Source organism: Enterococcus sp. AZ188, assembly GCF_050544075.1.
Classification (GTDB): domain Bacteria; phylum Bacillota; class Bacilli; order Lactobacillales; family Enterococcaceae; genus Enterococcus_D; species Enterococcus_D entomosocium.
The window spans coordinates 773585-798970 of record NZ_CP172943.1; the positions used below are offsets into that span (position 1 = coordinate 773585).

Consider the following 25386-nt stretch of genomic DNA (forward strand, 5'->3'; position numbering starts at 1 on the left):
TCTAACACTAGCTATAGTTTATGCAGGTATTCCTAATAATATCTTCATTTCCGTGCAGACTGAAAACCCGAAGAGAGTGCCTTCTTTTCGGTTCTTCTTATATAATCCTCGAATGGCTTCCATGCCTTTAATCGTGGTTGAGGCTGTTCGTAAGCTTCGATAAAATTTGTTTCGTCTCTTGATGGGACGATGATCTTGTTCAATGAGGTTATTTAGATATTTCACCGTGCGATGTTCTGTTCGCTGGTAAAACCCGTGTGCCTGTAATTTTTTGAAGGCACTGGCAATAGAGGGAGCTTTATCGGTCACCAGAACCCTTGGTTCATCGAACTGTTTAACTAATCTCTTGAGAAAGGCGTAAGCTGCTTGTGTATCTCGCTTTTTCCGTAACCATATATCCAGAGTGAGACCATCTGCATCAATGGCGCGATAAAGATAATGCCATTTTCCTTTGATTTTAATATAGGTCTCGTCCATTTTCCACGAATAAATGGACTGTTTGTTTTTCCTCTTCCAAATGTTGTAAAGTAGTTTCCCATATTCCTGTACCCAACGATAGACAGTGGTGTGAGACACGTTAATACCACGGTTGTACAGAATTTCTTGGACGTCACGATAACTCAGGTTGTACCGAAGATAGTAGCCTACAGAGACAATAATCACATCTTTCTGAAATTGTTTGCCTTTAAAATGGTTCATCTTCGTTACTCCTCCTAGTTCCTATTAAACTCAGTTTACCCTATAATAGATCTGAGGGGAAACTTTGCAACAGAACCTTTTATCTTAATGGTCAATATTTATGTAAAGCGTGTCAACGGGAGTATCGGAAGGTCGATGGAAGAGATCACTTTATCCTGGTTAAACCAAATGAAGAATGATGTAGGTGGTAAACTAATTTCTCTTGAAGATAGAAGAGAAAAGGCTTGGACAGTGATCGTTTTCAACCATTTTTCTAAGGAACTGATGGGCTTTTTAAGCAACGCTGCGACGGTTGAGAATTTGCAATTTACGCAAAGAAAAGAAGAGTTAGGTATTTTTAAGGAGAACGAAGCAAAGGCAATCCTTGATTCCATACATGCGTTAAAAAATGAAGAGGATGTGAATTGTTCTTCTGACGGCAGTAGTAATGATTTTGTTAAAGAAAAGAAAATGAAATATTTTGATTAAAAAGAGTGTCCAGAAAATGCTAGTTTCTGGACACTCTTTTTAGATACTATAATTTATATGTATCACTCTATTTTTGTGTTCATAGACTCGTAACTAAATCATTGTTCAATTGAAATTTAGATTTATGAGTATTAGGACAAATCTTGGATGTGGTCAGAAACTTAATAGTTTTTGACCACTTATTTATTATCACTTTAGTGGGCTATTAGACAATCATTCAATTAAGGGAAATTTAAATAATTATTAATATTCCACCATATCAACCTCTTTCGGGTAATCAATCATTTAAAAATAGTATAGGGCTAAACAAAATTATTGACTTTTTTTGTTTAGCCCTATACTATTTATTTATAATTTAAAGAACGAGGTGCTCGAAATGGATTCTAAAATGCAATTTATCCAGTTAACTGAAGAATTTCTTAAGGTAAATAACCTTATTACACAGATTCAAAAAAAACCCATCAACATAACTAGTGAACATAAGTTGAGTACAAGCATGATTCATTTAATAGATTTGGTTGGTAAGTATCCTGGAACGACTATTACTGAATTGGCTGAATTATTGGGAGTTACTAAAGGTGCTGTTTCTCAACAGATCCCAGTATTAAGAAAATTAGGACTTATTGAAATTTCACAAAAAAAAGACAATAAGAAAAACAAATTTCTTTCATTGACTAGTGAGGGGGAGAAAGTATTTGATGCTCACAATTCTCTACATGAAGAGTTGTATAGTTCGATACAAGCGAGATTAACTTCATTCTCACCAGAACAGATTCAGACAATCCATGAGATTTTAGAAATTATTTCGATTAGTATCAATGATTATCAAGAAAAACTAGCAGAGAGGAAGAATAAATAATGAAAAAGATGATCTTTGAAATGAACGGAAAAGTAGTTTCAAGTATGAAGATTGACGAGTGGGAGCTACGTCGGTTAATAAAAGAGTATCATTTTCTAAAGAAAAAGGGGTTTAACTTTAGTGAGAATTTTGATTTATATATAAAAAGTCAAGATTTAGATAAAGCACGAATAGAACTAGCACAGGTAAAAGCTTCTTGTGAACCGCAAATATTTAGAAGGTTGTTAAAAAGAAAATACACAATTGGCAATGTTGTTTCAAAAGTTGCCGTTGCTATATCAAGAGGGAGAAAGTACAGCATTACTGATGTAGTGATCCCAAATTCGAGTAAATCTCCAGAAGAAGTAAGGGATGGACTAGAAACTATTATGCTAGAAAACACGATGGAGCACTTGTATATGAACTTAGCGACAAATCCCGATCACTTCGTATTGATTAGTACAGAAAAAAATGTACAGGAAATCATCGAATTCACTGGTGGAGCGCCTTTCCCTACTCGTTTTTTTGCTCACTATGGGGAGGAAAAAGGGTTGACTTCAACACTTAATGAGGGATTTACTGTCCAAGTGGCAGGAGCAGCGAAATTGGCAGATGGTACTATTATTGGTGGAGTTCGTCATCAAATCAAAAAAGAGCATGATGGTTTTCGTTTTAGAGCCTTAGTTGAATTTCCTTCCGTTTTACCAAACTATATGATTAGAAAACACCAGTATCATTTAGCATGTGAATTCAGACAATGGCTTGGTTATGTTATTTAGACAAAGAAATGATGAGTTTAATCTTTATCGGAAACCACTTGTGATGTATAGTCACATTTTATCTTTGTAAGATATCTAGCTCAATGTGCACAGGATGAATATTCAAAAAATTTTTATGATTTGAATAAAAATAGATTCAGATTTAACAGAAGATAATTCAAATTGTTTGTTTAAAAAAATTAATAAATACACATGGAAATGTTATAGCTATTACAATCATAAATAATTACAAGTTAAAAAAATAAAATGAAAATGCACTAAGCTCTTTGCTCTTGTGCCGAGAAATAATAAAAGTATTTATCATTTTCAGTAATGATGCTAATTATTAGCAATAGAGAAAAGCTTATATTTGAAGACGAGGTGAGAAACATTAGGGACTTACAACTAGCGTTCATAAGTAATCGAACGACCAAACGCTTTTTCCAGATATTGAGTACTATGGAACGCGCTCGTTTATTTACGATTGGTGAACTAGCCGAAAAGATTCAAGTAACACAACGAACGATTGCGAGCGACATAAAGTACATAAAGGATTATTTTGGTGATTGCATTGCATTGGTTTCAGGGAGTAGTGGTTTTCTTTTTGAAGAAAAAAAGCCTTCTATTTACCAAGAAAAAAAACAAGAATTTTTAGAAAATGAATGCCTATTTGAATTAATAGGAGAAATTTTTAAAGGGAATGTGTCAGAAGTTGACGAATTAGCACATCGGTATCATTTTTCAGAGACCACTTTCCGACGTTTGTTAGGGAATTCAGCCACTGTATTAGCAAGTTACGGTTTACAATGGTCTTCGAGTCCGTTGACGATTGAAGGAAGTGAAGCGAATCTTAGAAAATTCTTCAAAGATTTTTATTATGAAGGAATTGATACGACTTACACACTTGTGCCAGATCCTGAATTGCATGAATTGATTCTAAATCAATTAAACAACAAACTAGGGCAACACGAAATTGGCTCTGGAACGACGCCAGCTGCATTTTCTTATACCTTTTATATTGCCATCAAACGGGCAAGTTTTGGCTTTCCAATAACAATTTCCAAAGACCTGGCTGAATTAGCTTATAAGGGAAAGAGTTTTTCATTACTATATTCGTTAAACGAGGGAATCAAAAGACTCTACGGGATAGAATTAGCAAAAGAAGAATTTGCTTGGATCTATTTGGTCACTATTTGTAAACGTACGTTAGATCAGACAGAGTCCGAGAAAAAGTTCTACAAACAGTTTCATCAAGGATCAGAAATTGCCCAGCTTACGGATGCGTACCTAAACGTATTTGAACTCGCTAAAGACAGTCGTTCTCAAATAAAAATCTTCTTACAATCATTCTTCCTTTCTAGGAAAGTCAATCACTTACTTTCCCCTGTACTGAATAAAGAGGCGCAAGATATCAAAGAAGCGCTCATGCATTCTGATAACGAAAACTATGAACGAAATTTACGATTTTTAAAAGAAAATCAAAGAATAGATTTTTTAGATACCCCTTATATTGAAGATATTTGTGTAAGTTTAACAATCTACAGTGATTTGATTTTCGATTTTTATTCGCGAGAGAAAAACATTTATTTTCTTCTGGAAGGTGATCATTTCATTTGTCAACAGATTCGAACACGTGCTATCCAGCAATTTGGTACAAAGCACACGTTGACTTTTTTACCTTTTCAACACCTCACTCAAGAAATTTTAAACGAGGAACACATTGATCTGATTGTCACAAATTATAATCGTTATCTATTAGACTTTATTATTGAGACCGATTATCTTTTGTTAAAATCCGTTCCTGACGAGCAAGATTGGCAGCATTTGGAAAGGAAAATCGATCCTTACAGAAAGCCTTTTTTCTAATCCCCAAAAAACAATTACTAGGAACAGGAGTGGATATGCATTTTCATATAGTCATGAAAATAACGGTTTTATGTAGATTAGGTTTCCTTGTAAACTAATGTCAAGTAAGAGAGCGACGTGCAAACTTACAAAAATATGTTTTAAAAACAGGTTATTAGAGAAGCAAGTCAAATAGCTATTCTAGTTAACTGGACGGTTAATATATGATAAAAGAATAAAAATTATATTAACCATTTTCATCAGATAGATTCGTCTAAAAAACGTAGGATTTTTAGATGAACAAAGGAGGAGGGACATGTGTAAAAAAAGAAAAGGGAGGCTAGTGGTTGCTATTGCGATCTTCATTTTTCCATTTACTATGGTAAGTGCTACAGAAGTTCAGCAGGTTGAAACCACGGGGACTATTGGATTTACCGGTGTTTACGAACCAATAGGAACACCCGATCCTACACCGCCTGAAAGTATTGTGAGACCACCAATTACTGAAGTGGCCAAGCCGGATGGCACATTGCCGCAAACAAATGAATTAAGTCATCCATGGTTCATTTGGCTAGGAATCCTCATATTAAGCATGGTTTTCCTTTTGTGGATTCGAAGGAAAAAAGAAAAAAAACAACTAAAACAATAAGAAAGTAGGAATTATCAAATGAAATTTATTCGCTTAGCAACAATCGCTGCATTATCAAGTACTATTTTAGCTGGAGGCGCAGTTTCTGTTTTTGCCGATGAGGCAAGAGAAGTAACGACCAACGGGCAAGTTGAGTTTCGCTCTGCCGGAGAAGAAGATGGTGAATTGGAAGTAATTAACCCAGAACCAGGTCCAGATGTTGAAATCGAACCGGAGATCCCAGGAACCACAGGCCCATTATCAATTGTAAAAGCTGCGACAATGAACTTTGGCTCACAAGTTATTTCCAATCAAAACCAAACCTATAATATGGTTGCAGAGATGCAACAATTGCGCGGTACCGAAGGTGACGAAAACAAAGTACCTTATGTTTCTTTTGCCCAAGTACAAGATTTACGCGGAACAAATATTGGATGGGACTTACAAGTAAGCTTGTCGGATTTCACTTCTGAGACACAAAACAATGTTTTAACAGGCGCAGAGATTGAATTTGTTGGTTCTCGCATCCAGTATGAAGGGAGCAATGCAGAAAATGCCCCTACAGCCCACGAAGATGGATTGACACTATTACCTAATGGCGCAGCACGTTCTGTGATGACCGCAGCACAAGGACAAGGTGCAGGAGCTTCCTCAGTAGTATGGGGAGACCAACAAGACTTGACTGCACAATTCGAAGCAGAAGACTTTGATCCTGAGACAGATGTGGTAGAAAATGGTGCAATTCAATTGTCGATTCCAGGTTCAACTGCCAAAGATGCGACAACGTATACTTCGACTTTGACATGGGAATTAACAACAACGCCAGGAGAAGATGGACCAGAAACTGACGCATAAGTCACTTGTAAGTATTTGATGAGAAACTCTCAGTAGCGCCGCATGTATTTGTGGCGCTGTTTTTCTAAGAAAGGAGACTACCATTGAAACACTCAAACTTAGTTAATCGTCCTCTTAGAGCTACTTGGTGGCTACTTCCTTTGTTTGCCCTACTTCTTGTCTTCTTCCCAGCAGTAGTTCAAGCGGAGGAAACACTTCCTTTTTATGTAACGCCAGAATTTCCTGAAAGCCAGATCGAGGGATCTAATAGTTACTTTGATTTGAATCTGACTGCTGGCGAGACAGAAACACTTGCGCTAAAACTACAAAACGCTAGTGGTGAACCAATTCAAGTCCAAGTGACTCCTCATACAGCTTATACCAATGTTCATGGGGTCGTTGAGTACGGCAAAGATGCTCAAGAACCAGATAGTAGTCTTTCTTACTCGTTAGACGAATTGATTAGTCCATCAGAAGTTATTGAATTGGCAGGAAATGAAACCAAAACAATCGCTGTTTCTTTACATATGCCGGATGAATCGTTCGAAGGATTTTTAGCTGGAGGCTTACGCATTACTGAAGTCAAAGAAAAACAAGAAGAAACGACAAGCTCTGAGGAAGGCGTTGCAATCAAGAATGAATTTGCCTATGTGGTAGGTGTTATTGTAAGTAACACCCGAGATTCAGTCCAACCTGATCTTGAATTGTTAGATGTTTTTGCGGATCAGTTAAACTACCGCAATGTTATCAGCGCGACAATCCAGAACTTCACCCCCACTTTCGTGAACCGAATGGCAGTGGAAGCGACTGTTCAACGAGCAGGAGAAAGCGATATTCTCTATGAAGCTAGTGAAGAAAGGATGCAGATGGCACCAAACTCCAACTTCAATTTTCCAATCTCGTTAGAAGGGGATCGTTTTCAAAGCGGAGAGTATGTGTTGAAACTAAAAGCAACTTCTGGAGAAGAAGAATGGGAGTGGGAAAGAAACTTCACTATTGAAGCGGATGAAGCACGTTCATTGAATCGAGCAGATGTGACTATCGATTCAAGCTTAAATTGGTGGATGATTGGCTCAATCATTTTACTCGTTCTTTTACTTGGAGTCATTCTGTATCTACTATTACAAAAAAAGAAAGTAAATACTAAAGAGCAAGAGTAAAAAAGGAGTGAATTTGATGCCTATTATCTTAAGAAGAATAATGATTGTATTAAGTACGACCTTATTAACGGTACAGGTGTTTTTTATGCCAATAAGCATAGTATACGCAGGGACAACGATTGATACAGAGGAACAAGAACAAGTGGAACTTCCACCGATGAAAAACTATCTTGAAAAGGAACAGGCTAGTGAGCCGCGCTTTTTCTTTACTCATTCTCGGATGCAAAGAACGGCAGAAGAACCAGTTCAAGTGACATTCTTTTCTGATCAAGAAGTGTCCGAAGTACAAGTATTCTTACCAGAAGAAGCGAAGCTCTTGAAAGATCAATTACCAATAGGGATTTCAGTTGAGGAAGGAGCGCAACCTAATGAATGGATCGTTCAATCAAAACGTGCGCAAAATACGTTTGTTCTTCCTTTAATATTTGAAGAAGCGGGAAACTATGAACTGTCGGTGGAAGAAACGACGGCCCATCTAGAAATTAGTGAGCAAGAAGAGCCTGGTGAAGAAGTCCCAATCGAGGAAACAGGAGCTTCTGATGAGGAGCCAGCAGGACAAGAGGATTTAAAAGAAGAAAATCACGATAATGAACAGTCTAAAGAAGAAGTACGTGAGCCTGTTGCAGAAGCTCCTCAGGAGCAACAAAACGATGAGGCGTCACAAGTGGTCGAACCTACCGTCTTTGATGGACAAACAGCAGATGTCACTACAATGGCAGAATTTATAGAAGCAGTTGCCAATCCTGATATTGGGATTATTTCTGTTCAAGCCAATCTGACAGCGGCTACTATAAATATACTAAGGATCGATCGTCCGCTGCTTGTTCAAGGAAACGGATATACATTGACTTTTGGCAACAATGGGTTTTACTTTCTATTACAAGAAGTAGTTGAAGCTAGTGCCTTTCGTATTGAAAATGCGACACTGACAAAAGTTGGTGTTACACCATTAATCAACGCAACGGTAGGAAACGGTAAAAATTGGACCGTTGAATTGGAAGATATAGCTGAAGTGAATGCGAATACCATGCAATTAGCCTATCTTCCTGAAGGAAGTATTCACTTTACAGGTGGTGTATCAAACTTTACACGTACAACTTCTGCACAACCGTTCATCGAAGCAAAAGAAGTCTTAGCAACAAAACAAGCAGAAGTCACTATTAGTCGAGGAAATGCGACAGTCTTCTTTTCTAATGCTACAGTTGCTGATCCAAAGATCACGGTAGAGCAGGGCGCAACAGTTACGATCACAACTACCGCAGGAGTGGCTAATACCATTGAATTAAGAGGAGCAAGTTCGGAAATATCCATTCAATCGAATGGACAATTGACGGTAAATACAATAGGACCAGCTACTACAACAACACCGTCAGATACTAGAAACAATACCATAGTTCTTTCTGGCATATCACCTAAAGTCACTGTTAGTCAGGGAAGTGTATTTTCAATTAGCACCACATTGTCAAAAAGAGGCATTCATTTAGTCGGAGATAATGCACAACTTGTTGTAAGTGATTCTGAGTTATCTGTTACTTCTGCGGCACAAGCAGCTATAAATATAACTGGCGCTCACTCATCTTTTTCGTCAGAAAATGGCACGATTCAGCTTGTTTCAACGACGGGCATTACAACGAACATAACTGGTGAATCGCCCCAAATAATTTTTGATTCATCAATGGTTAGCTTTATCAGTACCACTGGCCAGCGAATCAATTTGATTGGTGCCAAATCATTAGTATCGATTTCTAGTACAGAGTTGACTATGAATGCTTCAACTGGGCGAGGAATTTTTTTGCAGGGAGAAACGCCTCAAGTGCTCATGGAAAACAGTCATTTGCTTATGAGTGATACTGGCGCTTCGCAAGGAATGATCTTACAAGGAACTGACGCGTTGCTTTCTTTGAGTAACCAGAGTGAACTGGCAATTACAGGTGCAGGGTCTGGAACAACAGAGAATATCCAGATTGGGAATAACAATGTACGCCCGGAACTTTCGGTTACCGATGGATCTAAGATTTCCATCACAACAACAAGTGGGACAGCCGCTGCGACAGTTGCAACAAATAATGCTATAAATTTAAGAGGTAATCACTCTAAGTTATTAGTCTCTGATCAATCTCAGATTAATATAGATATAACTAGTGGTTTTAAAAATGGAATTATGAGCGAATACATTCATGTTATTGATAATTCAAAATTGAGCATTTATGGTACGGGGAGTGGTATAAAGCAACGCGGACACAGTACTGTTTTTGAGATATCAGATCATTCTAATGTAGATGTAGATGTTATTGGAGTAGCTTATGAAGTTTATTCAACTGAAATTTCAGCTGAATTTTCTAATAAAAACAATGCTACCATTAATCTAAAATCTAGTGATAATATTACTATGTATATCCAGAGTATCGAGGGATCTGACTTTATTATAGATCAATCATCCAAAGTATTTATTGACACCGTAAGAGATTCCTCCATATTCTACAATTTTTATGGGGCAGCTAGGTGGAAAATTGAAGGTATTTTGGAAGTGGTAAATGAGTCTGAAAGCCAACCAGCCATAAGTTTTCTAGGACAAGGAAATATGATTGAGGTTGAGAATGGAGGGACTCTTAAAATTATTGCTAATGGAGATGGCGTGAAGAGGGATCCAGGAAATGATAATAGAAACCAAGCTATATATTATCGTGGAGGAAGTCCCGCAAATACCAATGAATTTAGAGTTAGGGGACTAGGTAGTAGTATAGACATAACCGCAACGAATGGGGCAGCTATCGACATGCAACGATCAGTTACATCAATCATAGAGGTAGATGAGATGGGAAGCTTTATTGTCGATGCGAATACCGCGAGTGCATCATCAGGAGTTTTTTATGGTGGAGCTTTAGAAATGACTGTTTCAAACCCTCTATTTTTTGACTTTAGGAATAATAATAAAGGAATGGTATTCGATGTTAATAATTCTGCTATATTTAACCTTGATGACAGTCCAATATCCCTTTGGAAAAATAGTAGCAATATAAATAGCAGTCCAGATTTGATATTCCCTAAAACAAAGACTGTGTTTTCAGGTGCCAATTTTAATACCATTAGTGATACTAGTCGACCAGATTTGCTAAATACTGAGACACTAGGTACAAATGGGTTGATACCATATACTAGAATTTCTTCAACTAATAGTCGATGGGCCATTGCCGATGAATTACGAGTTCCAACCAATGCTGATAAGAAAATTCATGGTCGAGTAAGTATTCCAGAAGGGCTATATGCCAGCCGACCGTCCTGGGATGATGAAGCGATCGTCACCGTAGAAGTCATCCCACCTACAGGTCAACTGAGAGAATACACCGCAAAAACAGTCGGTGACTCCGATGAAAGTCCAGGTATCAGTATCTATGGCGAAGAGCCTCGTGGCGGACTCTTTGAAATCGATTTGGATGAACCGCTAGAAGCCGGATCGAGAGTTCGAATCATTGAAGTTGAACTAACCAGTGGCGAACTTACGGATGGCTTCGAACACCAGATTTTAACAGATACCGTTGAGGTTTTTCCAATCATACCACCAACACCAGCACAATTTTCTTCGTCAATCATTGCGCAAGATAGTACTACGATCCAAGGTGTGACGGAGAATCTAGATGCAGAAGTAACAGCCACACATAATGGTGAACTACTCAATACTGAAGCGGTCACGGTAGAAACTAATGGTAGGTTTACATTAGATTTAAGTGAGGTTTCTTTAGAAATGGATGATGAAATACAAGTCTTTCTACGTGATGCAGAAGGATCAGCTGTAGCTGCAGGAGTTATTAATCCTCCAGAAACAAATAATACTCGCGGAAATATCAATCCAGCCACTGAATTAACGTTTCACGATGTATCTTTTGAACCGGCTACGACATTAATCGTGGGGGATCTAGGGCCTGTATCACCAGTAGATCCTTTAGATCCAGAAATTGAAGTGGATCCAGAAAATAAACCGGAATTGCCAGAGGATCAAGGACAACTAAGTATTGACTTCGTTTCGTCCTTCAACTTTGGCTCACAAGTCATTTCGGTTCATGATCAAACTTATTATGCACTATCACAACGATTATTGAATGAAGATGGTACCGTTAATGAGACTGAAGAACGGCCAAACTACGTTCAGATCAGTGATCGACGTTCGGAAAATGAGCGCAATGGCTGGGAACTTGCAGTCACACAAAAAGAGCAATTTAAAGGCGAAAATAATCAAGTGCTAAATGGCGCCAGTATCACACTGTCGAACCAACAAGTCATTACTGCTCAAGGTGGGACGGCTCCCGGACTACAATCCGTTCCATGCGAACTCGTACCTGGGAATCGAAGAACATTGCTCAAGGCGCAAGGAAATGAAGGAACTGGTACTTGGATCTATCGGTTTGGTGATTCTGAAACAGCTGGAGAGAGTGTTACACTCAATGTGCCGAAAGGGGCAACCCCTGAAGCAACCACTTATTCCACCACCCTTGTCTGGGAATTAAGTGCAGTTCCCGATAACTAAAAGAAAAGGAAAAGAGAAGCCTCTCTTTTCCTTTTCTTTTAGTATTAATAACAGGATATTTTTTAGAAAGGAGAAAAAATGAGTCAGTTATTTTATGATCTGATTTATCAAGAAAAAACAAAGCGTTGGTTAACGATTTTAAATTATCTGGAAGTAAATCAAACTATGACGGCCAAAGAATTAGCTGAGAAGTTAGGGTGTACCACACGAACGATTCAAACAGACATAAAACAAATAAAACGCAATTTTGATGCGTCAATTCTCCTACTTGGTGATGAGGATGGATATCATTTTTCATTTCAAGATCCTGTGATGTATACCAATAAAAAACAAGCTTTGTTAGAACATGAACCACTGTTTCTTTTAGAGGATCAGCTAATTGCGGGGACTCGAAGAACCAATAAAGAATGGGCGGAAGTCTTATCTCTTTCCCCTGCTAGTTTCGGACGACTAAAACGTTTTTTTGTACAATTGTTAAATGACCGTTACTGTCTAACCATTATTGATAAAAGCAATCGATTATATGGTGAAGAATCAGCAATACGTCAGTTCATGTATGATTTATACTTTACACTCCCTCTATACCCAAAGTATTTTGAAAAACGTATCGAGTCGTGGAGTTCTTTCAATCAAGTGAAAAGAACAGGTAGTTGGGAACTAGATCCTGTCTGTCTAAATCAGTGGATTCAACTTGCGCAATGGCGTATCGATCAGGATCAGTACTTACAACCAAAAGAAAGCCAAGAGGAAACGCAAAAGCAATTGGCTAATGCTTTTGATGAAACAGTTACCTTATCTTTTCCATTACAAGAAAAAGCGGCTTTGTTTCTGTTGTCGTTGAAAGAAGAACAGTTTCTTGATCATTTACGACAAAAAGAATTTATTCGGCAGTTTTCTTCTGAGAATGGTTCTTCTTTTTCACAGCTGGATTCTGAGGGTATTACATTTCGTTTTTTTGAAACAATGATTGCTTTAATGAATCAATTCTTTCTTATAAAACATTATAAAGGAAAGGAAGACTGGATAGAAGAACAGACAGACGAAAAACATTTCATAAATAATCTGATAAAGAACTACTACGAAAGTAAAACACGACTTGAACGATCATTACTACTTGAATTCCAATTAGAGGGAAGCTCAGCTTTACAGCGATGGATAAAAAAGGTGGTCCGCCATCAATTACAGTCGAAAGGCTACTACTTAATAGAGAGCGTACAAAAAATACCGTACACTCATCAAATAACCGTAACGAATACAAGAATACCACTAAAAAAGCCACACATGGTGTGTCTGTCGAGTATTCCAAAAGAAAGAGAAATCGAACAAGCGTTAAAAGTAATAGATTGGTGAGTTTTACAAATCATTAATAGTACGTTGCATAAAATTAAATAGAGGAGGAGGCAACAATGCCCAAATTTATAACAAATAAAGAGTACATGAACCAATTTCAACAATCAGTCGACAAAGCAGGACAAGAAAGAATTGTGTTGAAAATTTACTTAAATAAGCAGTTCCAAAAATTGAATCAGTTAATAGAAACTATTTCGAACGAGACATTTTGGCAGGTATTTCCAGAAATTTTAGGCATAGATGCGAAATTAACCTTACTAACTGAAATGATTTCTTTTGATGATTTTTCGAATGAAGAAATTATTCGGATTGTTGAAAATGACTATCAAGATTATTTTAAAGAGTTATGTGGGTATGACTTGAAAATGAAAGATAAGTATTCGATGATTTTTAATCTAGTATAAATTTAAGATGTCGAAGAATAAAAAAAGGATCTAGAAAATCTGTTTTCTGGATTCTTTTTTATCATTTAATATTAAACAAAAGATTATTTTTTCTTGCTCGTAATACCTATGCTAAGTCTCTATTCGAGACAATATATTAATGAATTAAGATTAATTATTCCTAAGTGTCAGAAACTTAAAAGTTTTTGATCCTTTTTTAATTGCCCATTTTATAGATTCTCAAGCAGCTCAATTAATTAGGTCAGAAATGTTTTATTTAGAGAGTAACAGAGTATAATGTTACGATACTAGTGCTTAGTGGGTGTATTGTTTTTTTATGGGAGTTCTGCTTGGTGGATTAGGAGCTTACATAGAAAATAAATACAAAAATGAAAGGAATGAAATTGAGCAAAAATTGTTAAGTTTAGAAATTTCAGGATCTATTGGAAAAGTCATTGATAGCTTTTCAGATGACTTAGGATTTTTATCAAAAAGTTTAAATTATCAAAGGGTATCTTCGATTAACCAGTTATTGCTAAAATTAAATGAACAAATACATAGCTTTAAGAAAAAGTATCCCAGAGAAAAGTTGAAAACAGATCAATTTGAAGCAATAAGTAAACAATGTAATATTATTCAACAAAAACTAATTGTACAAAATTCAGTAAATGAAATCTTTCAATCCCCCCCTCCGGCTATTAATGGTTCAACTGTTCGGAAAGATATTGTGATAGAATACAATGTTGATATTAAAACAATAGATTCTATAAATATAGACATATTTGAAGAAGATAATTGGAAACGAGTGATAAAAGGTTTATTAAGAGAAGCAAAATATCAAATAAAATTAATTAATCATGCAGAGGAAGTTATAAATGATTGCTATAGCGGAGATAAAGTAAAGCCGAACATATCGAAAAAAAAAAATATGAAGAAATAAATAAATTGGTTAATAAAATTAAGCGTTTGTCTGATAAAGTAGTTTTGAAAGAGAAACTTAAGGAAATTGAGAGAAATATTGAATTAAGTAATTAAAAAATTTTAACCTTTGTAAAAAAAATCGCAAACTGTGTTTTTTCAATTCGATTTTATTATGGAAAATCCATAAGATTTTAATATAATTGAGATTTTTCATATAATTTATATTGATTAATTAATCACATGAAGCGATTCGTTTGATGTAAGTAATAGAAACAAAATATTCAATTTTTCATAGACCAGATACATTATATATTAATAGGATAACCATAACCTTATTAAGTTTAAATAACATAGAATAATCTTACCAAATTGTAAGGATTATAGTCTACAAATCAATGTCTCGTATTATTGAATTATATTAAAATGGTTCCAGAATATTATCATGAGGTGAAATTTTGTGAAAAAATTTATGAATAATAGACCTGAGAGTCATGTACTTACTTTTGTGTGGAAAACTATTTTATATTTTTTTGTTATCGTTATGATAATTTATCTTTATCACTATAAAAACGTGCAAGGTGGCGCCTTTATCTATAATGAATTTTAGGAGGAATGTTCATGAACGTGGTGAATATTGTGCAAGCCATTGAAGAGTGGGCAAAAAAAGATTCAGAGAGGATTGCCTACCGGGAAGATCACCAAGTATATACTTATGGACAATTAGCAGCTCGATCCAATCAATTAGCTGCCTATTTCGAGGAAACGTTGGAAACTCGCGGACCGATTGTTGTTTATGGCGAGTTAGAATTTGACATGCTGACAGCTTTTTTGGCAGCTTCCAAAACTGGTCGGGCATATATCCCCATTGAAAGTACCACACCAAAAGAGCGTGTTGAATTGATCCTTTCTGTGGCTACACCAGATTTGATCATTAGTGTAGCTGACTGGCAAGGTCCGGAAACAATGATTCCAATGCTAGAAATAAATCAATTGGAAGAAATTTATCAAAGCGGGCGCAATTTAGGTAACGCAAAAACGCTCGGAAAAGATGATATTTATTACATCATCTTTACATCAGGAACGACCGGCATCCCTAAGGGAGTCCAGATTAGTCACGGGAATTTATTGAGTTTCGTGCAATGGACATTGAAAGATTTTTCCTTACGCGACGGGATGTATTATTTGGCGCAGGCACCGTATTCCTTTGATCTCTCTGTCATGGGGGTGTACCCAGCATTAACTTCTGGCGGCTGCTTGGTACCTTTAAAAAAGGTTGTCATTAATGACTTCAAAACATTATTTGCGATTTTGCCGCAATTGGCTATCAATGTTTGGATCTCGACACCTTCATTTATGAAACTATGTTTGATGGAAGAGACCTTTGACGGGATGCACGTTCCTCAGTTGGAGCGTTTCTTATTCTGTGGGGAAGAACTACCGAAAAAAACCGCTCAAGAGCTACTGGAACGTTTTCCGAATGCAAAAATCTACAATACTTATGGACCTACTGAAGCGACTGTTGCCGTATCCGGCGTGCAAATCACTGAAGAATTACTGGAGCAATATGATCGGGTGCCAATTGGGTATGTGAAAGAAGATTCGACGGTTTTCTTTATGGAAGAAGATCAACTAGTTCCTAAAGGGCAAGTAGGTGAGATTATCATTAGTGGTCCTAGCGTTTCAAAAGGATATCTGAACAATCCCGAAAAAACAAAAGAGGCATTTTTTGTCCATGAAGGGCAACCAGCGTATCGAACCGGCGATAGCGGCAGAATGACGGAAGATGGTTTGTTGCATTATGAAGGGCGTCTTGATTTTCAAGTGAAGTTCCATGGGTATCGAATGGAACTAGAAGAGATTGACCATCATTTAAGCAATAGTTCGTGGGTCAAACAAGCCGTCGTAGTCCCTAAATATCAAGAAAAGAAAGTGGAACAGTTGATTGCTTATGTCGTTCCCGAAACGCACCCCTTCGAGAAAGAGTTTCAACTGACAAAAGCCATCAAATCTTCACTGAGTGAAACGGTGATGGAGTATATGATCCCGCAGCGATTTATCTATGTTGAGCATCTGCCCCATACGGCAAATGGCAAAATCGACCGCAAACGGCTGACAAATGAGGTGAATCCTTCATGAACCTGCAGCATATGATTCCTTATGCAAATCCCACCTATTTCATTTGGCTAATGGTAGGATTGCTTCCGATGATGCTTGTGCTGCTGTTCAAACAAAAGCGTTGGCAATGGTATCAAACGTTACTCACACTAGCGGTATTGTACGTAAGTTTTGGTGGTGAATATTGGCAGCAGGGTCTGGCGCTGATCGGGTACGTCGTGTATCAGACATTACTCGTCTATGGCTATTATCAGCATCGTCAACGAGCAAATACTTCAGGCGTCTTTTATGGTGCAGTGGTAGCAGCGATCTTACCATTGGCATTGAGTAAAGTCACCCCTTTCTTTGTTGGGCATGCCTCACTGATTTATTTCTTGGGCATCTCTTATCTGACCTTCAAATCGGTGCAAATGATCATGGAGATACGGGATGGCCTGATCAAAGAATACCATCCTTGGCGTTATATCCAGTTTTTACTATACTTTCCAACGATTTCTTCGGGACCGATCGATCGTTATCGTCGCTTTGAGAAAGATCTGCTGAATCCACCGACAAAAGAAGTGTATCTCGACTATTTAAACAAAGGAGTCGCCAAAATAATGCTAGGGCTCCTGTATAAGTTCATTCTTGGTTATTATCTCGGTCAAGTATTACTACCGATCGTGACCAAAGAAGCCCTGCAAAATGGACTGTTCTCTTGGGGAATGCTAGGGTATATGTATGTCTATAGTATGTATCTGTTCTTTGATTTTGCTGGTTATAGTTTATTTGCAATTGGTATCAGCAACTTCATGGGTTATGATACACCAGCTAACTTCAATAAACCTTTTCTGGCGCCCAATATCAAAGAATTCTGGAATCGTTGGCACATGAGTCTGTCTTTTTGGTTCCGAGACTACGTATACATGCGATTGATGTTCACCCTGATCAAAAAGAAAGTTTTCAAAAGTCGTATAGTAGCATCTAATGTCGGTTATTTCGCCCTGTTTCTATTAATGGGCATTTGGCACGGTCTTACCTGGTATTACATTTTATACGGGGTATATCATGCGACACTGATTTGCGGAAATGATGCGTGGATCCGTTGGAAGAAAAAACAAGGAAATCTACCTTCGAACAAACTAACCAAAGCGGTGTCCACTGTATTGACCTTCCAAGCAGTTTGCTTTAGTTTCCTGATTTTCTCAGGAATCTTAGACAAATTATTCGTTAAATAAAAGGAGAAAAGAATATGACAACCAAAGAAGCAGTATTAGACATTTTAGTATCAGTTACAGGAAGTGACGAAGTAAAAGAAAACGAAACAATCGATCTTTTTGATGAAGGATTATTAGATTCATTAGGATCTGTTCAATTGCTGGTTGAACTAGAAGGGCGGTTAGGAATTGAGTTTCCTGTATCAGAATTTGACCGGGCAGAGTGGAATACACCAGCAAAAATCATTGAGAAAGTAGACACGCTGCAAAGCCGATGATGAAAAAACGACTATTCACGGCTTTTGGACCGCTTCTTTGTGCGGTGATTCTTGTCGGGGGACTCTTCCTTGGCCCTTGGAAGATCAATAGCCACGATCCGAAAGTCATCGCTCAAGCGGCGACGGCAATGAATGATGCGGTGTTTCGTGGGGATCATATCAAAAATGAGGCAATAGCAACAGGAAAATATGTCCCATTTTTTGGCTCATCCGAACTAAACCGTGTGAGTGCCACACATCCTTCCGTATTGGTACAGAAATATCACCGTTCTTATACGCCATTTTTGATTGGTGCACCTGGCACCCAGTCGCTGACCCAGTACGCCATCATTCAATCAATGGCGAAAGAATTAGCAGGGAAAAAAGCAGTCTTCATCGTTTCCCCTCAATGGTTCGTTCCTAAAGGGTTGAAAGGAGACTATTTCAACCATCATTATTCCGAACAGCATGTGTACGATTGGCTCTCTTCGTTAAAGAAAATCTCTGACACCGATCAATACTATGCCGAACGTCTCTTAGACTATTCGAAAGTGAGAGAAAATCGCTTGACGGAACAAGTCTTGAATGAAGTGAAATCCGGTAAGATACCAACTGATTGGCAGAAAAAACAGATTGATCTGCAACGATCTATTTTGAAACGGGAAGATGAGCTTTTTAGTGGTCTTGGGTTGGGGCATAACTTGACTGACAAAATCACTGCTGCTGCAAAGAAATTACCTTCTACCTATAATCTCGCTCAAATAGAACAAGTAGCCGATAATGAAGGAAAAGCAGAAACGACTAATAATTCTTTAGGGATCAAGAATTCTTTTTACCAACATAATCTGCAAAGCCGCATAGATAAAATGAAAGGCTCTCAAAAGAAATGGGATTATCGTTTTGGACCAGAATATAGTGACTTTCAACTAGTACTGACAGAATTTGCTCGCAACAATGTGGATGTCTTATTTGTGATTCCGCCTATCAATCAGGAGTGGATGGATTATACTGGCTTACCGCAAGAGGTGTTGACTGGTTTTGACAAAAAGATCCGCTACCAGTTAAGAAGTCAAGGCTTTATGAATATCGCTGATTTATCAACGAAAGGCAATCAACCCTATTTTATGGAAGATACGATTCACTTAGGCTGGCGTGGCTGGCTAGCAGCAGATGAATACATTCAGCCATTCTTGGATTCTAAGGGCAAAGAGAAACCATCTTATGAAATCAACCATTATTTTCTATCCAAAAATTGGCAGCAAGAAGCACCAAAAGATATTCAGGGGGAATGAAAAAGGAGGACTGTTGGAGAATAGAAATGCTGGAGGCTTTATTCAATGAGTAGACATACGAAAAAACATGCAAAAAGAAACGTTCATAAACTAGTGCTTGGGATTGATATCCTTGTGATTATTTGTGGTCTCATTGGCCTCTACTACTTGTTTTTACCAACGGAACCAACGGATGCTTCTGATCATTTCAGTGAGCAAGTTGTACATTCCAGTACTGCCAGCAGCTACTCTTCCAAAAATGAGCAGCCCGCATCCAACAAGAAACAGGACTTGTTGGATGCGGGAAACTATGACAATCTCATTAGTAATCAAGAAGTCATCACACCTGAAGGAGCTATCTACGATCAGAAAATTATTTCCAGTGGCTTTATCGGAAGTGCATTGGTTGTAAAAAATGGGAAAGTCCTGCTGCATAAAGGGTACGGATATGCGGACAAGGCAGCTGATATTAAAAATACTCCGACAACATTATTCAATATTGGCTCGATACAAAAAGGTCTAACAGCTGTCTTGATTATGCGAGCAGTTAGGGACGGGAAATTATCCTTGACAGATACGTTAGCCCGCTTTTATCCCTATATTCCAGGTGCTGCTAATATTACGATTCAGCAAATGCTGCAGATGGCTTCCGGACTCAAGCTTTCAGAAAATCCCCAAGGACTGGAAGACGTGCAGCAGATTCTCGACTGGGATGCTGCACATGCTGTCTTATCCGGAACCCAAGGAACATTCAAATACAGTCCCATCAACTACAATTTACTAGCAGGCATTTTGACAAAAGTAACAGGAAAAAGTTATGATATGCTGTTAACGGATTATTTTATCAATAAGAATGGGTTGAAACACTCTTTCTTATATAAAGTTTTTTTGCAGCAGGATCATCCTACGGTCAACTACAAAACGGATGGTGAAACAGATCCTTACGGGAACCCTAACGATATTTCCTCAGCTAACTTGGCAGCTGAGGTAGGAACTGGAAATCTCTATATGTCAGTTGGCGATTTGTATCGCTATTATGATTTATTATTGAATGGGAAACTGTTAGATAAAGCTTCGCTGGAGCAAATGTGGCAACCAGCCGCTGGCGGATTCTATGCAGCAGGTTTTTATGACAAAGGGACTTATTTCCGTGCTCATGGTGGTAAAGGAGGATTCGAATCGTTTGGGTTGTTTTCTAAAGATAATAAAACTAGTGTGATTCTGCTCTCTAATCGTGGACGTAAAAGCGACACGGAATTAATGAATCAACTGTATCATCCGCTTTCAAATATTGATGTCTCTTTTTAATCAAATTATATGAGGAAATTAATTATGATATATGCTTGATTTCCTTTGTCTAAATATTATAATTCTGTTGATAGGACTCATTTTTATGATATCGCAGATTTTATGTATCAATACTGCATCTTCGGCATAAAATATTAAAAAATTTTTGTTTATCTGTGTATTAACAATGAAACAATGTATGGTTCTTATTCAGAATTGATATGGAACAATCTATTAGCTATCACTAAGTAGTAAGTGATAGCTAAAATACATACAAACCAAGATAGCGGTTTCATATTTAGATTTTATAGTGTTGCCAAAGCTGTGCTATATTGCTTATCCGATTAATTTTTAAATTAATACTTTGAGGTGGTTCTATTTACAGCCTTTTTTTTCACAAGTGATAGAAGAAGTCGTAGACTGCCAATCTTGTGGATTGTCATCAATTCTTGCTCCACAACCAGTATAATTACCTTCTTTTCTATGAATTTTTCCGTTTTCAGATTTCTTTGTGTCATTACCAACATATTTTATGTTTGCCATAATGCTTCCTCCTAATAATAGTATTTCTTTTTTTATTTTTGGCACTACTACTAAATCTTAAGTCTATTTTAATTCAAAAAGTATAAAATGCTAATTATATTTGAAAAATGATGTATGAATAATTTCAGTTTACATAACATAGATTTTATACAAAGTTGTCTCTTTTAAAAAGCTATAAATCAATATAATTAAAAACATGTAAATGTTTATGTTAACTAAAAATCTCGATCTCTTAAGCAACATGATAGTTCGACCCCTACTCTTCCATCAAATGGCGCCCTATTATCAAACAAACTACAAGATTACCTGTACCAATGATGGTTTATATTTGAATCTTGAGGTTCTTTCACTATTTAATGGAATGGCAATATTGTTTTCTTGTAACTATGATTCTATTCATTTATATCTCCTCTTTCTTCAATTTCTATTTCAATCTTAGCTATCGTAAATATTTTTATAGATATTGTTTTTCAGAAAATACTAAACTCAAAATCCTTTTCATCTACTCCCTCTTAAAAAAAAATATCTTGTTGGAATTTGAAGCTGATTACTTTTTTAAATTATTTTATAAATCTAGTCATCAGTTAAATAATTAATCATACTATATTTATATAGATATTTTCTTTTTTCAGCACATCGTTTAGTTAGGGGATTCAAAGGCCAGCAGAGTATACTCTGTTGGACACTCCTTTAAACAGATTTTTAAATCATTAATAGTGTCCATGTAGATTGTGCAAAAAGCTTTCTCGAATCATAAAAAATTCATAATGAGTTATTTTGAGTAAGAGTGTTCAGAAAATGACTAATTTCTGGACACTCTTTTTAGATACTGTAATTTATATGTATCACTCTATTTTTGTGTTCATAAACTCGTAGCTAAATCATTGTTCAATTAAAATTTAGGTTTATGAGTATTAGGACAAATCTTGGATGTGGTCAAAAACTTAAGGGTTTATGAGCTCTCTTTGATTGCTATAACTATAAAAGAGTTCAAGATAGAATATTCTTTAACAGTTCTTCTATGCTAAATTAACCTATAGTGAGAGTACTAACTATGCTATTAATTCCTATTTACTTAGAAATTATGAGTAAACAACTTGACCTTATATAGATGGTTGTCTATATTATATATATAGACAACCATCTATATAAGGAGGGTCGAAGAATGAATTATGAATCTCTTTCATTAGTATTAAAATCTCTAGCGGATCCAAATCGTATGAAAATAGTAGATGTGCTTTCTTGCGGTAGTTTGTGTGCATGTGATTTACTTGAATATTTTGATTTTACGCAGCCTACACTTTCTCATCATATGAAAGTACTTGAAAAAGCGGGTGTCGTTTGTGTAAGTAAAAAAGGGCAATGGCACCATTATTCATTGAGGGAAGAATTTGTTGTAGAATTTATGGAATCTATTCAACAATTACTTGTAAATAATGAAGACAACTGTGTATGCAAAGTAAAAGAAGGATCTAAGTAGGAGGAAAGTAAAAATGAAATCAAAAGGTAAAGCTGAAGGGTTAGGCTTTTTTGAAAAGTATTTAACTCTATGGGTAATCTTGTGTATGATAATCGGAGTATTGATTGGACAGTTTGCTCCAGCTATTCCTGATACATTAAGTCAATTTGAGTATTTTCAGGTCTCAATTCCAACGGCTATTTTGATATGGTTGATGATTTATCCTATGATGTTAAAAATTGATTTTACCAGTATTGTTCGTGCTGCTAAAAAACCTAAGGGATTAGTTATCACGTGCGTTACTAATTGGCTTATTAAACCGTTTACGATGTATGGCATTTCAGCACTCTTTTTTTATGTGATTTTCCAACAATTGATTCCAATAGAACTAGCAAAAGAATACGTCGCTGGTGCAGTTATTCTAGGAGCAGCACCATGTACAGCGATGGTTTTTGTGTGGAGCTACCTAACAAAAGGTGACTCTGCCTATACTTTGGTTCAAGTCGCAATCAACGATTTAATTATCCTAGTATTATTTGCACCTATTGTTGCTTTCTTGTTAGGTGTTGATAATGTAAGTGTCCCCTTAGCTACTTTATTACTGTCTACTGTTCTTTTTGTAGTTGTTCCATTGTTTTTAGGCTTCATTACTCGAGTGTTGATCATAAAAAAAAGAGGTTTAACCTATTTTGAAAATGTCTTCTTGAAGAAATTTGATTCAGTGACGATTATTGGTTTATTACTAACTCTGATCATTATCTTCTCCTTCCAAGGTGAAAGAATCATTGCTAATCCATTGCATATTTTATTGATTGCAATTCCTTTAACGATTCAAACGATTTTAATATTTACAATTGCTTATAGTTGGGCAAGATTTTGGAAGTTGCCACATAATATTGCTTCTCCTGCTGGAATGATAGGAGCAAGTAACTTTTTTGAGTTGGCAGTAGCGGTATCAATATCACTTTTTGGATTACAGTCGGGAGCAACTTTAGCAACAGTCGTAGGCGTACTTGTGGAAGTGCCAGTTATGTTACTTTTAGTTAAGGTTTCTAATAAAACAAAAGACTGGTTCATAAATCCGGAATCTTTGAGTGAAATCAAGAACGTATAAAGGATAGGTGTGGAGAAATGAAAATCATCATTATTGGATCTGTCGCTGCTGGAACAAGTGTCGCTGCAAAAGCAAGAAGAAATACGGAAGATGCAGAGATTGTTTTGTATGATAAAGATATGGATGTGTCTTACGCAGTTTGTGGGATTCCATATGCAGTGGGGGGAGAAGTGGAAAACTTTGATGAACTGACGCCTCGTAATGCTGAATGGTTTAAAAAAAGGTACGACGTAGATATTCATACCTCTCATGAAATAACTCAGGTTGACTATGATAAAAAATTGGTGCACGGAATCAATCTAATTACAAAAAAATCATTTACTAATAATTTTGATGTTTTAGTGTTGGCCACAGGATCGGTTTATAATACCCCAGAAATATTTGTTAATAGACATTTTGAGAATGTTTTTCAGGTGAAAAATATTTCGAGTGGGAAAAGTATCAAGAAGTTTGTAGATGAAAACGAGCCAAAAAAAGCAGTTGTCATTGGTGCTGGATATATTGGTTTAGAAATGGCCGAGCAGTTACAGAGACTAGGTCTTGAGGTCTCGTTACTTCAACGAAGTAAATATCCCATGTCCCATTTAGACCGGGACATGTCTTCAAGAATCATTAATGAAATGAAAAGGAAAAACATTGCCTTTTTCCCTGAAGAAACCGTCAGAAAAGTTAACGGTGATGGTAGTCTGAAGTCTATTGAAACGGCTAAAGGAACTATCTTTTCGGCAGATATTTTTGTATTAGCTACCGGAGTAAAGCCGAACACCGCATTAGCAAAATCCATGGGAATTAAATTAGGAATTACCGGAGCTATAGAAGTAAACGATAAGTTAGAAACCAATTTTCCAAATGTTTATGCTGTAGGTGATGTTGCAGAAAGTTTTGATCGCATAACTATGCGACCAATTTATCGACCTTTAGCTTCAACAGCCAATAAAATGGGAAGGATCGCAGGAGATGTTATTACAGGTGGCAATCTACGACACAAGGGAATCTTAGGAACTGGTATTTTACGATTCTTTGATTTAACAATTGCTCAAACTGGTCTCACAGAAAAAGATGCTTTAGCAAATAATATAGCTATTACTACTTTATATAATATTAAACCTAATAAGCCGGACTATATGAATGGTAAAGAAATGGTGATCAAAGCAATCGCAAATAAAGAAAATGGGAAGATACTTGGGGCTCAAATCATAGGTTATGATGGGGTAGATAAGCGGATCGATGTGCTTGCTACTGCTATTTCATTTGGCGCAGCTGCTGAAGATTTATTTCACTTGGATTTAGCATATGCTCCACCTTTTTCTACAACAAAAGATCCCATTCATTATACTGGGATGGCTTTGAACAACGATATAAATAATGATACCCCGTTAATGACCCCTATAGAGCTATTGAGAAGAATTGATAGCGGCGAAAAATTACAAATTATTGATACCAGATCAAGAAAACAGTTTGAAACTTCGAAAGTTGAGGGAGCAATTCACATACCTTTAGCTGAGTTAAGAGATCGATATGAGGAATTGGATAAAGAATGTGTGACAGTAACTTATTGTAATAAAGGCGTTACTGGAAATGCAGCACAAAATATTTTACTGAACAAAGGATTTAAACAAGTTTATAATTTATCCGGAGGAAATAAAAACTATCAAGAAGTTTGTGAAACGATACAAAAATTATGATAGAATTCTAAATATTGGATTAATTAGGAAGAAACTTATTTTGAGGTTTGATG

The 25386-nt window shown here is 36.7% G+C and carries 22 protein-coding genes; 20 read left to right on the forward strand and 2 right to left on the reverse strand.

Features of this window, described 5'->3' with window-relative positions:
- Window positions 1–18: 18 nt before the first annotated feature.
- Window positions 19–699 (reverse strand): IS6 family transposase, encoded by a 681-nt coding sequence (locus tag IGI86_RS03560; protein WP_269924360.1) that lies wholly within the window; start codon window positions 697–699, stop codon window positions 19–21.
- Between the two features lie 135 nt (window positions 700–834).
- Between IGI86_RS03560 and IGI86_RS03565 the strand changes: the two genes are divergently transcribed.
- The 17 genes from IGI86_RS03565 to IGI86_RS03645 all read left to right on the forward strand — a co-directional run bounded on the left by IGI86_RS03565 (window position 835) and on the right by IGI86_RS03645 (window position 20553).
- Window positions 835–1167 carry a hypothetical protein gene (locus IGI86_RS03565; protein WP_226818121.1) on the forward strand — a complete coding sequence of 111 codons (333 nt, stop codon included), beginning with the start codon at window positions 835–837 and terminating at the stop codon, window positions 1165–1167.
- 376 nt (window positions 1168–1543) lie between these two features.
- Entirely contained in the window at window positions 1544–2026 is a 483-nt protein-coding gene (locus IGI86_RS03570; protein ID WP_121262256.1) for a MarR family winged helix-turn-helix transcriptional regulator, read from the forward strand.
- Window positions 2026–2784 (forward strand): hypothetical protein, encoded by a 759-nt coding sequence (locus tag IGI86_RS03575; protein WP_121262254.1) that lies wholly within the window; start codon window positions 2026–2028, stop codon window positions 2782–2784. Before IGI86_RS03570 ends, IGI86_RS03575 begins: the two co-directional genes overlap by 1 nt.
- A gap of 369 nt (window positions 2785–3153) precedes the next feature.
- The gene (locus tag IGI86_RS03580; protein ID WP_430617941.1) at window positions 3154–4629 is read left to right on the forward strand and encodes a helix-turn-helix domain-containing protein; all 1476 of its coding nucleotides are present in this window, start codon (window positions 3154–3156) and stop codon (window positions 4627–4629) included.
- Window positions 4630–4924: 295 nt separating this feature from the next.
- Window positions 4925–5257: an LPXTG cell wall anchor domain-containing protein gene (locus IGI86_RS03585; protein ID WP_121262252.1), complete on the forward strand. Its 333-nt coding sequence runs from the start codon at window positions 4925–4927 to the stop codon at window positions 5255–5257.
- An 18-nt stretch (window positions 5258–5275) separates the two neighbouring features.
- A complete protein-coding gene (locus tag IGI86_RS03590; RefSeq protein WP_221693483.1) occupies window positions 5276–6091 on the forward strand; it encodes a WxL domain-containing protein in 816 nt (271 codons plus the stop codon).
- Window positions 6092–6174: 83 nt separating this feature from the next.
- A complete protein-coding gene (locus IGI86_RS03595; RefSeq protein ID WP_430617743.1) occupies window positions 6175–7230 on the forward strand; it encodes a DUF916 and DUF3324 domain-containing protein in 1056 nt (351 codons plus the stop codon).
- A gap of 16 nt (window positions 7231–7246) precedes the next feature.
- On the forward strand, window positions 7247–11752 hold the full coding sequence (locus tag IGI86_RS03600) for a WxL domain-containing protein (RefSeq protein WP_260456625.1): 4506 nt from the start codon (window positions 7247–7249) through the stop codon (window positions 11750–11752).
- 78 nt (window positions 11753–11830) lie between these two features.
- On the forward strand, window positions 11831–13102 hold the full coding sequence (locus IGI86_RS03605; RefSeq protein ID WP_430617744.1) for an HTH domain-containing protein: 1272 nt from the start codon (window positions 11831–11833) through the stop codon (window positions 13100–13102).
- Window positions 13103–13158: 56 nt separating this feature from the next.
- Window positions 13159–13506 carry a DUF7006 family protein gene (locus IGI86_RS03610; protein ID WP_121262243.1) on the forward strand — a complete coding sequence of 116 codons (348 nt, stop codon included), beginning with the start codon at window positions 13159–13161 and terminating at the stop codon, window positions 13504–13506.
- Between the two features lie 316 nt (window positions 13507–13822).
- Window positions 13823–14425, forward strand: a complete 603-nt coding sequence (locus IGI86_RS03615) for a hypothetical protein (RefSeq protein WP_430617745.1) — start codon at window positions 13823–13825, stop codon at window positions 14423–14425.
- Between the two features lie 450 nt (window positions 14426–14875).
- The gene (locus IGI86_RS03620) at window positions 14876–15013 is read left to right on the forward strand and encodes a teichoic acid D-Ala incorporation-associated protein DltX (protein WP_081117249.1); all 138 of its coding nucleotides are present in this window, start codon (window positions 14876–14878) and stop codon (window positions 15011–15013) included.
- 11 nt (window positions 15014–15024) lie between these two features.
- Complete coding sequence (dltA, locus tag IGI86_RS03625) at window positions 15025–16542, forward strand: D-alanine--poly(phosphoribitol) ligase subunit DltA (protein WP_010748143.1); 1518 nt, start codon at window positions 15025–15027, stop codon at window positions 16540–16542.
- Window positions 16539–17738, forward strand: coding sequence for a D-alanyl-lipoteichoic acid biosynthesis protein DltB (gene dltB, locus IGI86_RS03630; RefSeq protein WP_005237703.1), 1200 nt, complete (start codon window positions 16539–16541; stop codon window positions 17736–17738). Before dltA ends, dltB begins: the two co-directional genes overlap by 4 nt.
- Window positions 17739–17752: 14 nt before the next feature.
- Window positions 17753–17995, forward strand: coding sequence for a D-alanine--poly(phosphoribitol) ligase subunit DltC (gene dltC, locus IGI86_RS03635; protein WP_005237702.1), 243 nt, complete (start codon window positions 17753–17755; stop codon window positions 17993–17995).
- Window positions 17992–19266 (forward strand): D-alanyl-lipoteichoic acid biosynthesis protein DltD, encoded by a 1275-nt coding sequence (gene dltD, locus IGI86_RS03640; RefSeq protein ID WP_269924364.1) that lies wholly within the window; start codon window positions 17992–17994, stop codon window positions 19264–19266. Before dltC ends, dltD begins: the two co-directional genes overlap by 4 nt.
- A gap of 45 nt (window positions 19267–19311) precedes the next feature.
- Window positions 19312–20553, forward strand: a complete 1242-nt coding sequence (locus IGI86_RS03645; protein ID WP_005237700.1) for a serine hydrolase domain-containing protein — start codon at window positions 19312–19314, stop codon at window positions 20551–20553.
- 354 nt (window positions 20554–20907) lie between these two features.
- On the opposite strand, the gene IGI86_RS03650 is transcribed toward IGI86_RS03645, so the two are convergent.
- Window positions 20908–21075 (reverse strand): hypothetical protein, encoded by a 168-nt coding sequence (locus IGI86_RS03650; RefSeq protein ID WP_010748147.1) that lies wholly within the window; start codon window positions 21073–21075, stop codon window positions 20908–20910.
- Between the two features lie 1165 nt (window positions 21076–22240).
- Between IGI86_RS03650 and IGI86_RS03655 the strand changes: the two genes are divergently transcribed.
- Genes IGI86_RS03655 through IGI86_RS03665 form a run of 3 tightly spaced genes read left to right on the forward strand, consistent with a single transcriptional unit; the run spans window position 22241 to window position 25333 of the window.
- Window positions 22241–22555, forward strand: a complete 315-nt coding sequence (locus tag IGI86_RS03655) for an ArsR/SmtB family transcription factor (protein ID WP_010748148.1) — start codon at window positions 22241–22243, stop codon at window positions 22553–22555.
- 13 nt (window positions 22556–22568) lie between these two features.
- Complete coding sequence (gene arsB, locus IGI86_RS03660) at window positions 22569–23648, forward strand: ACR3 family arsenite efflux transporter (RefSeq protein WP_005237696.1); 1080 nt, start codon at window positions 22569–22571, stop codon at window positions 23646–23648.
- 17 nt (window positions 23649–23665) lie between these two features.
- The gene (locus tag IGI86_RS03665; protein ID WP_430617746.1) at window positions 23666–25333 is read left to right on the forward strand and encodes an FAD-dependent oxidoreductase; all 1668 of its coding nucleotides are present in this window, start codon (window positions 23666–23668) and stop codon (window positions 25331–25333) included.
- Window positions 25334–25386 lie beyond the last annotated feature (53 nt).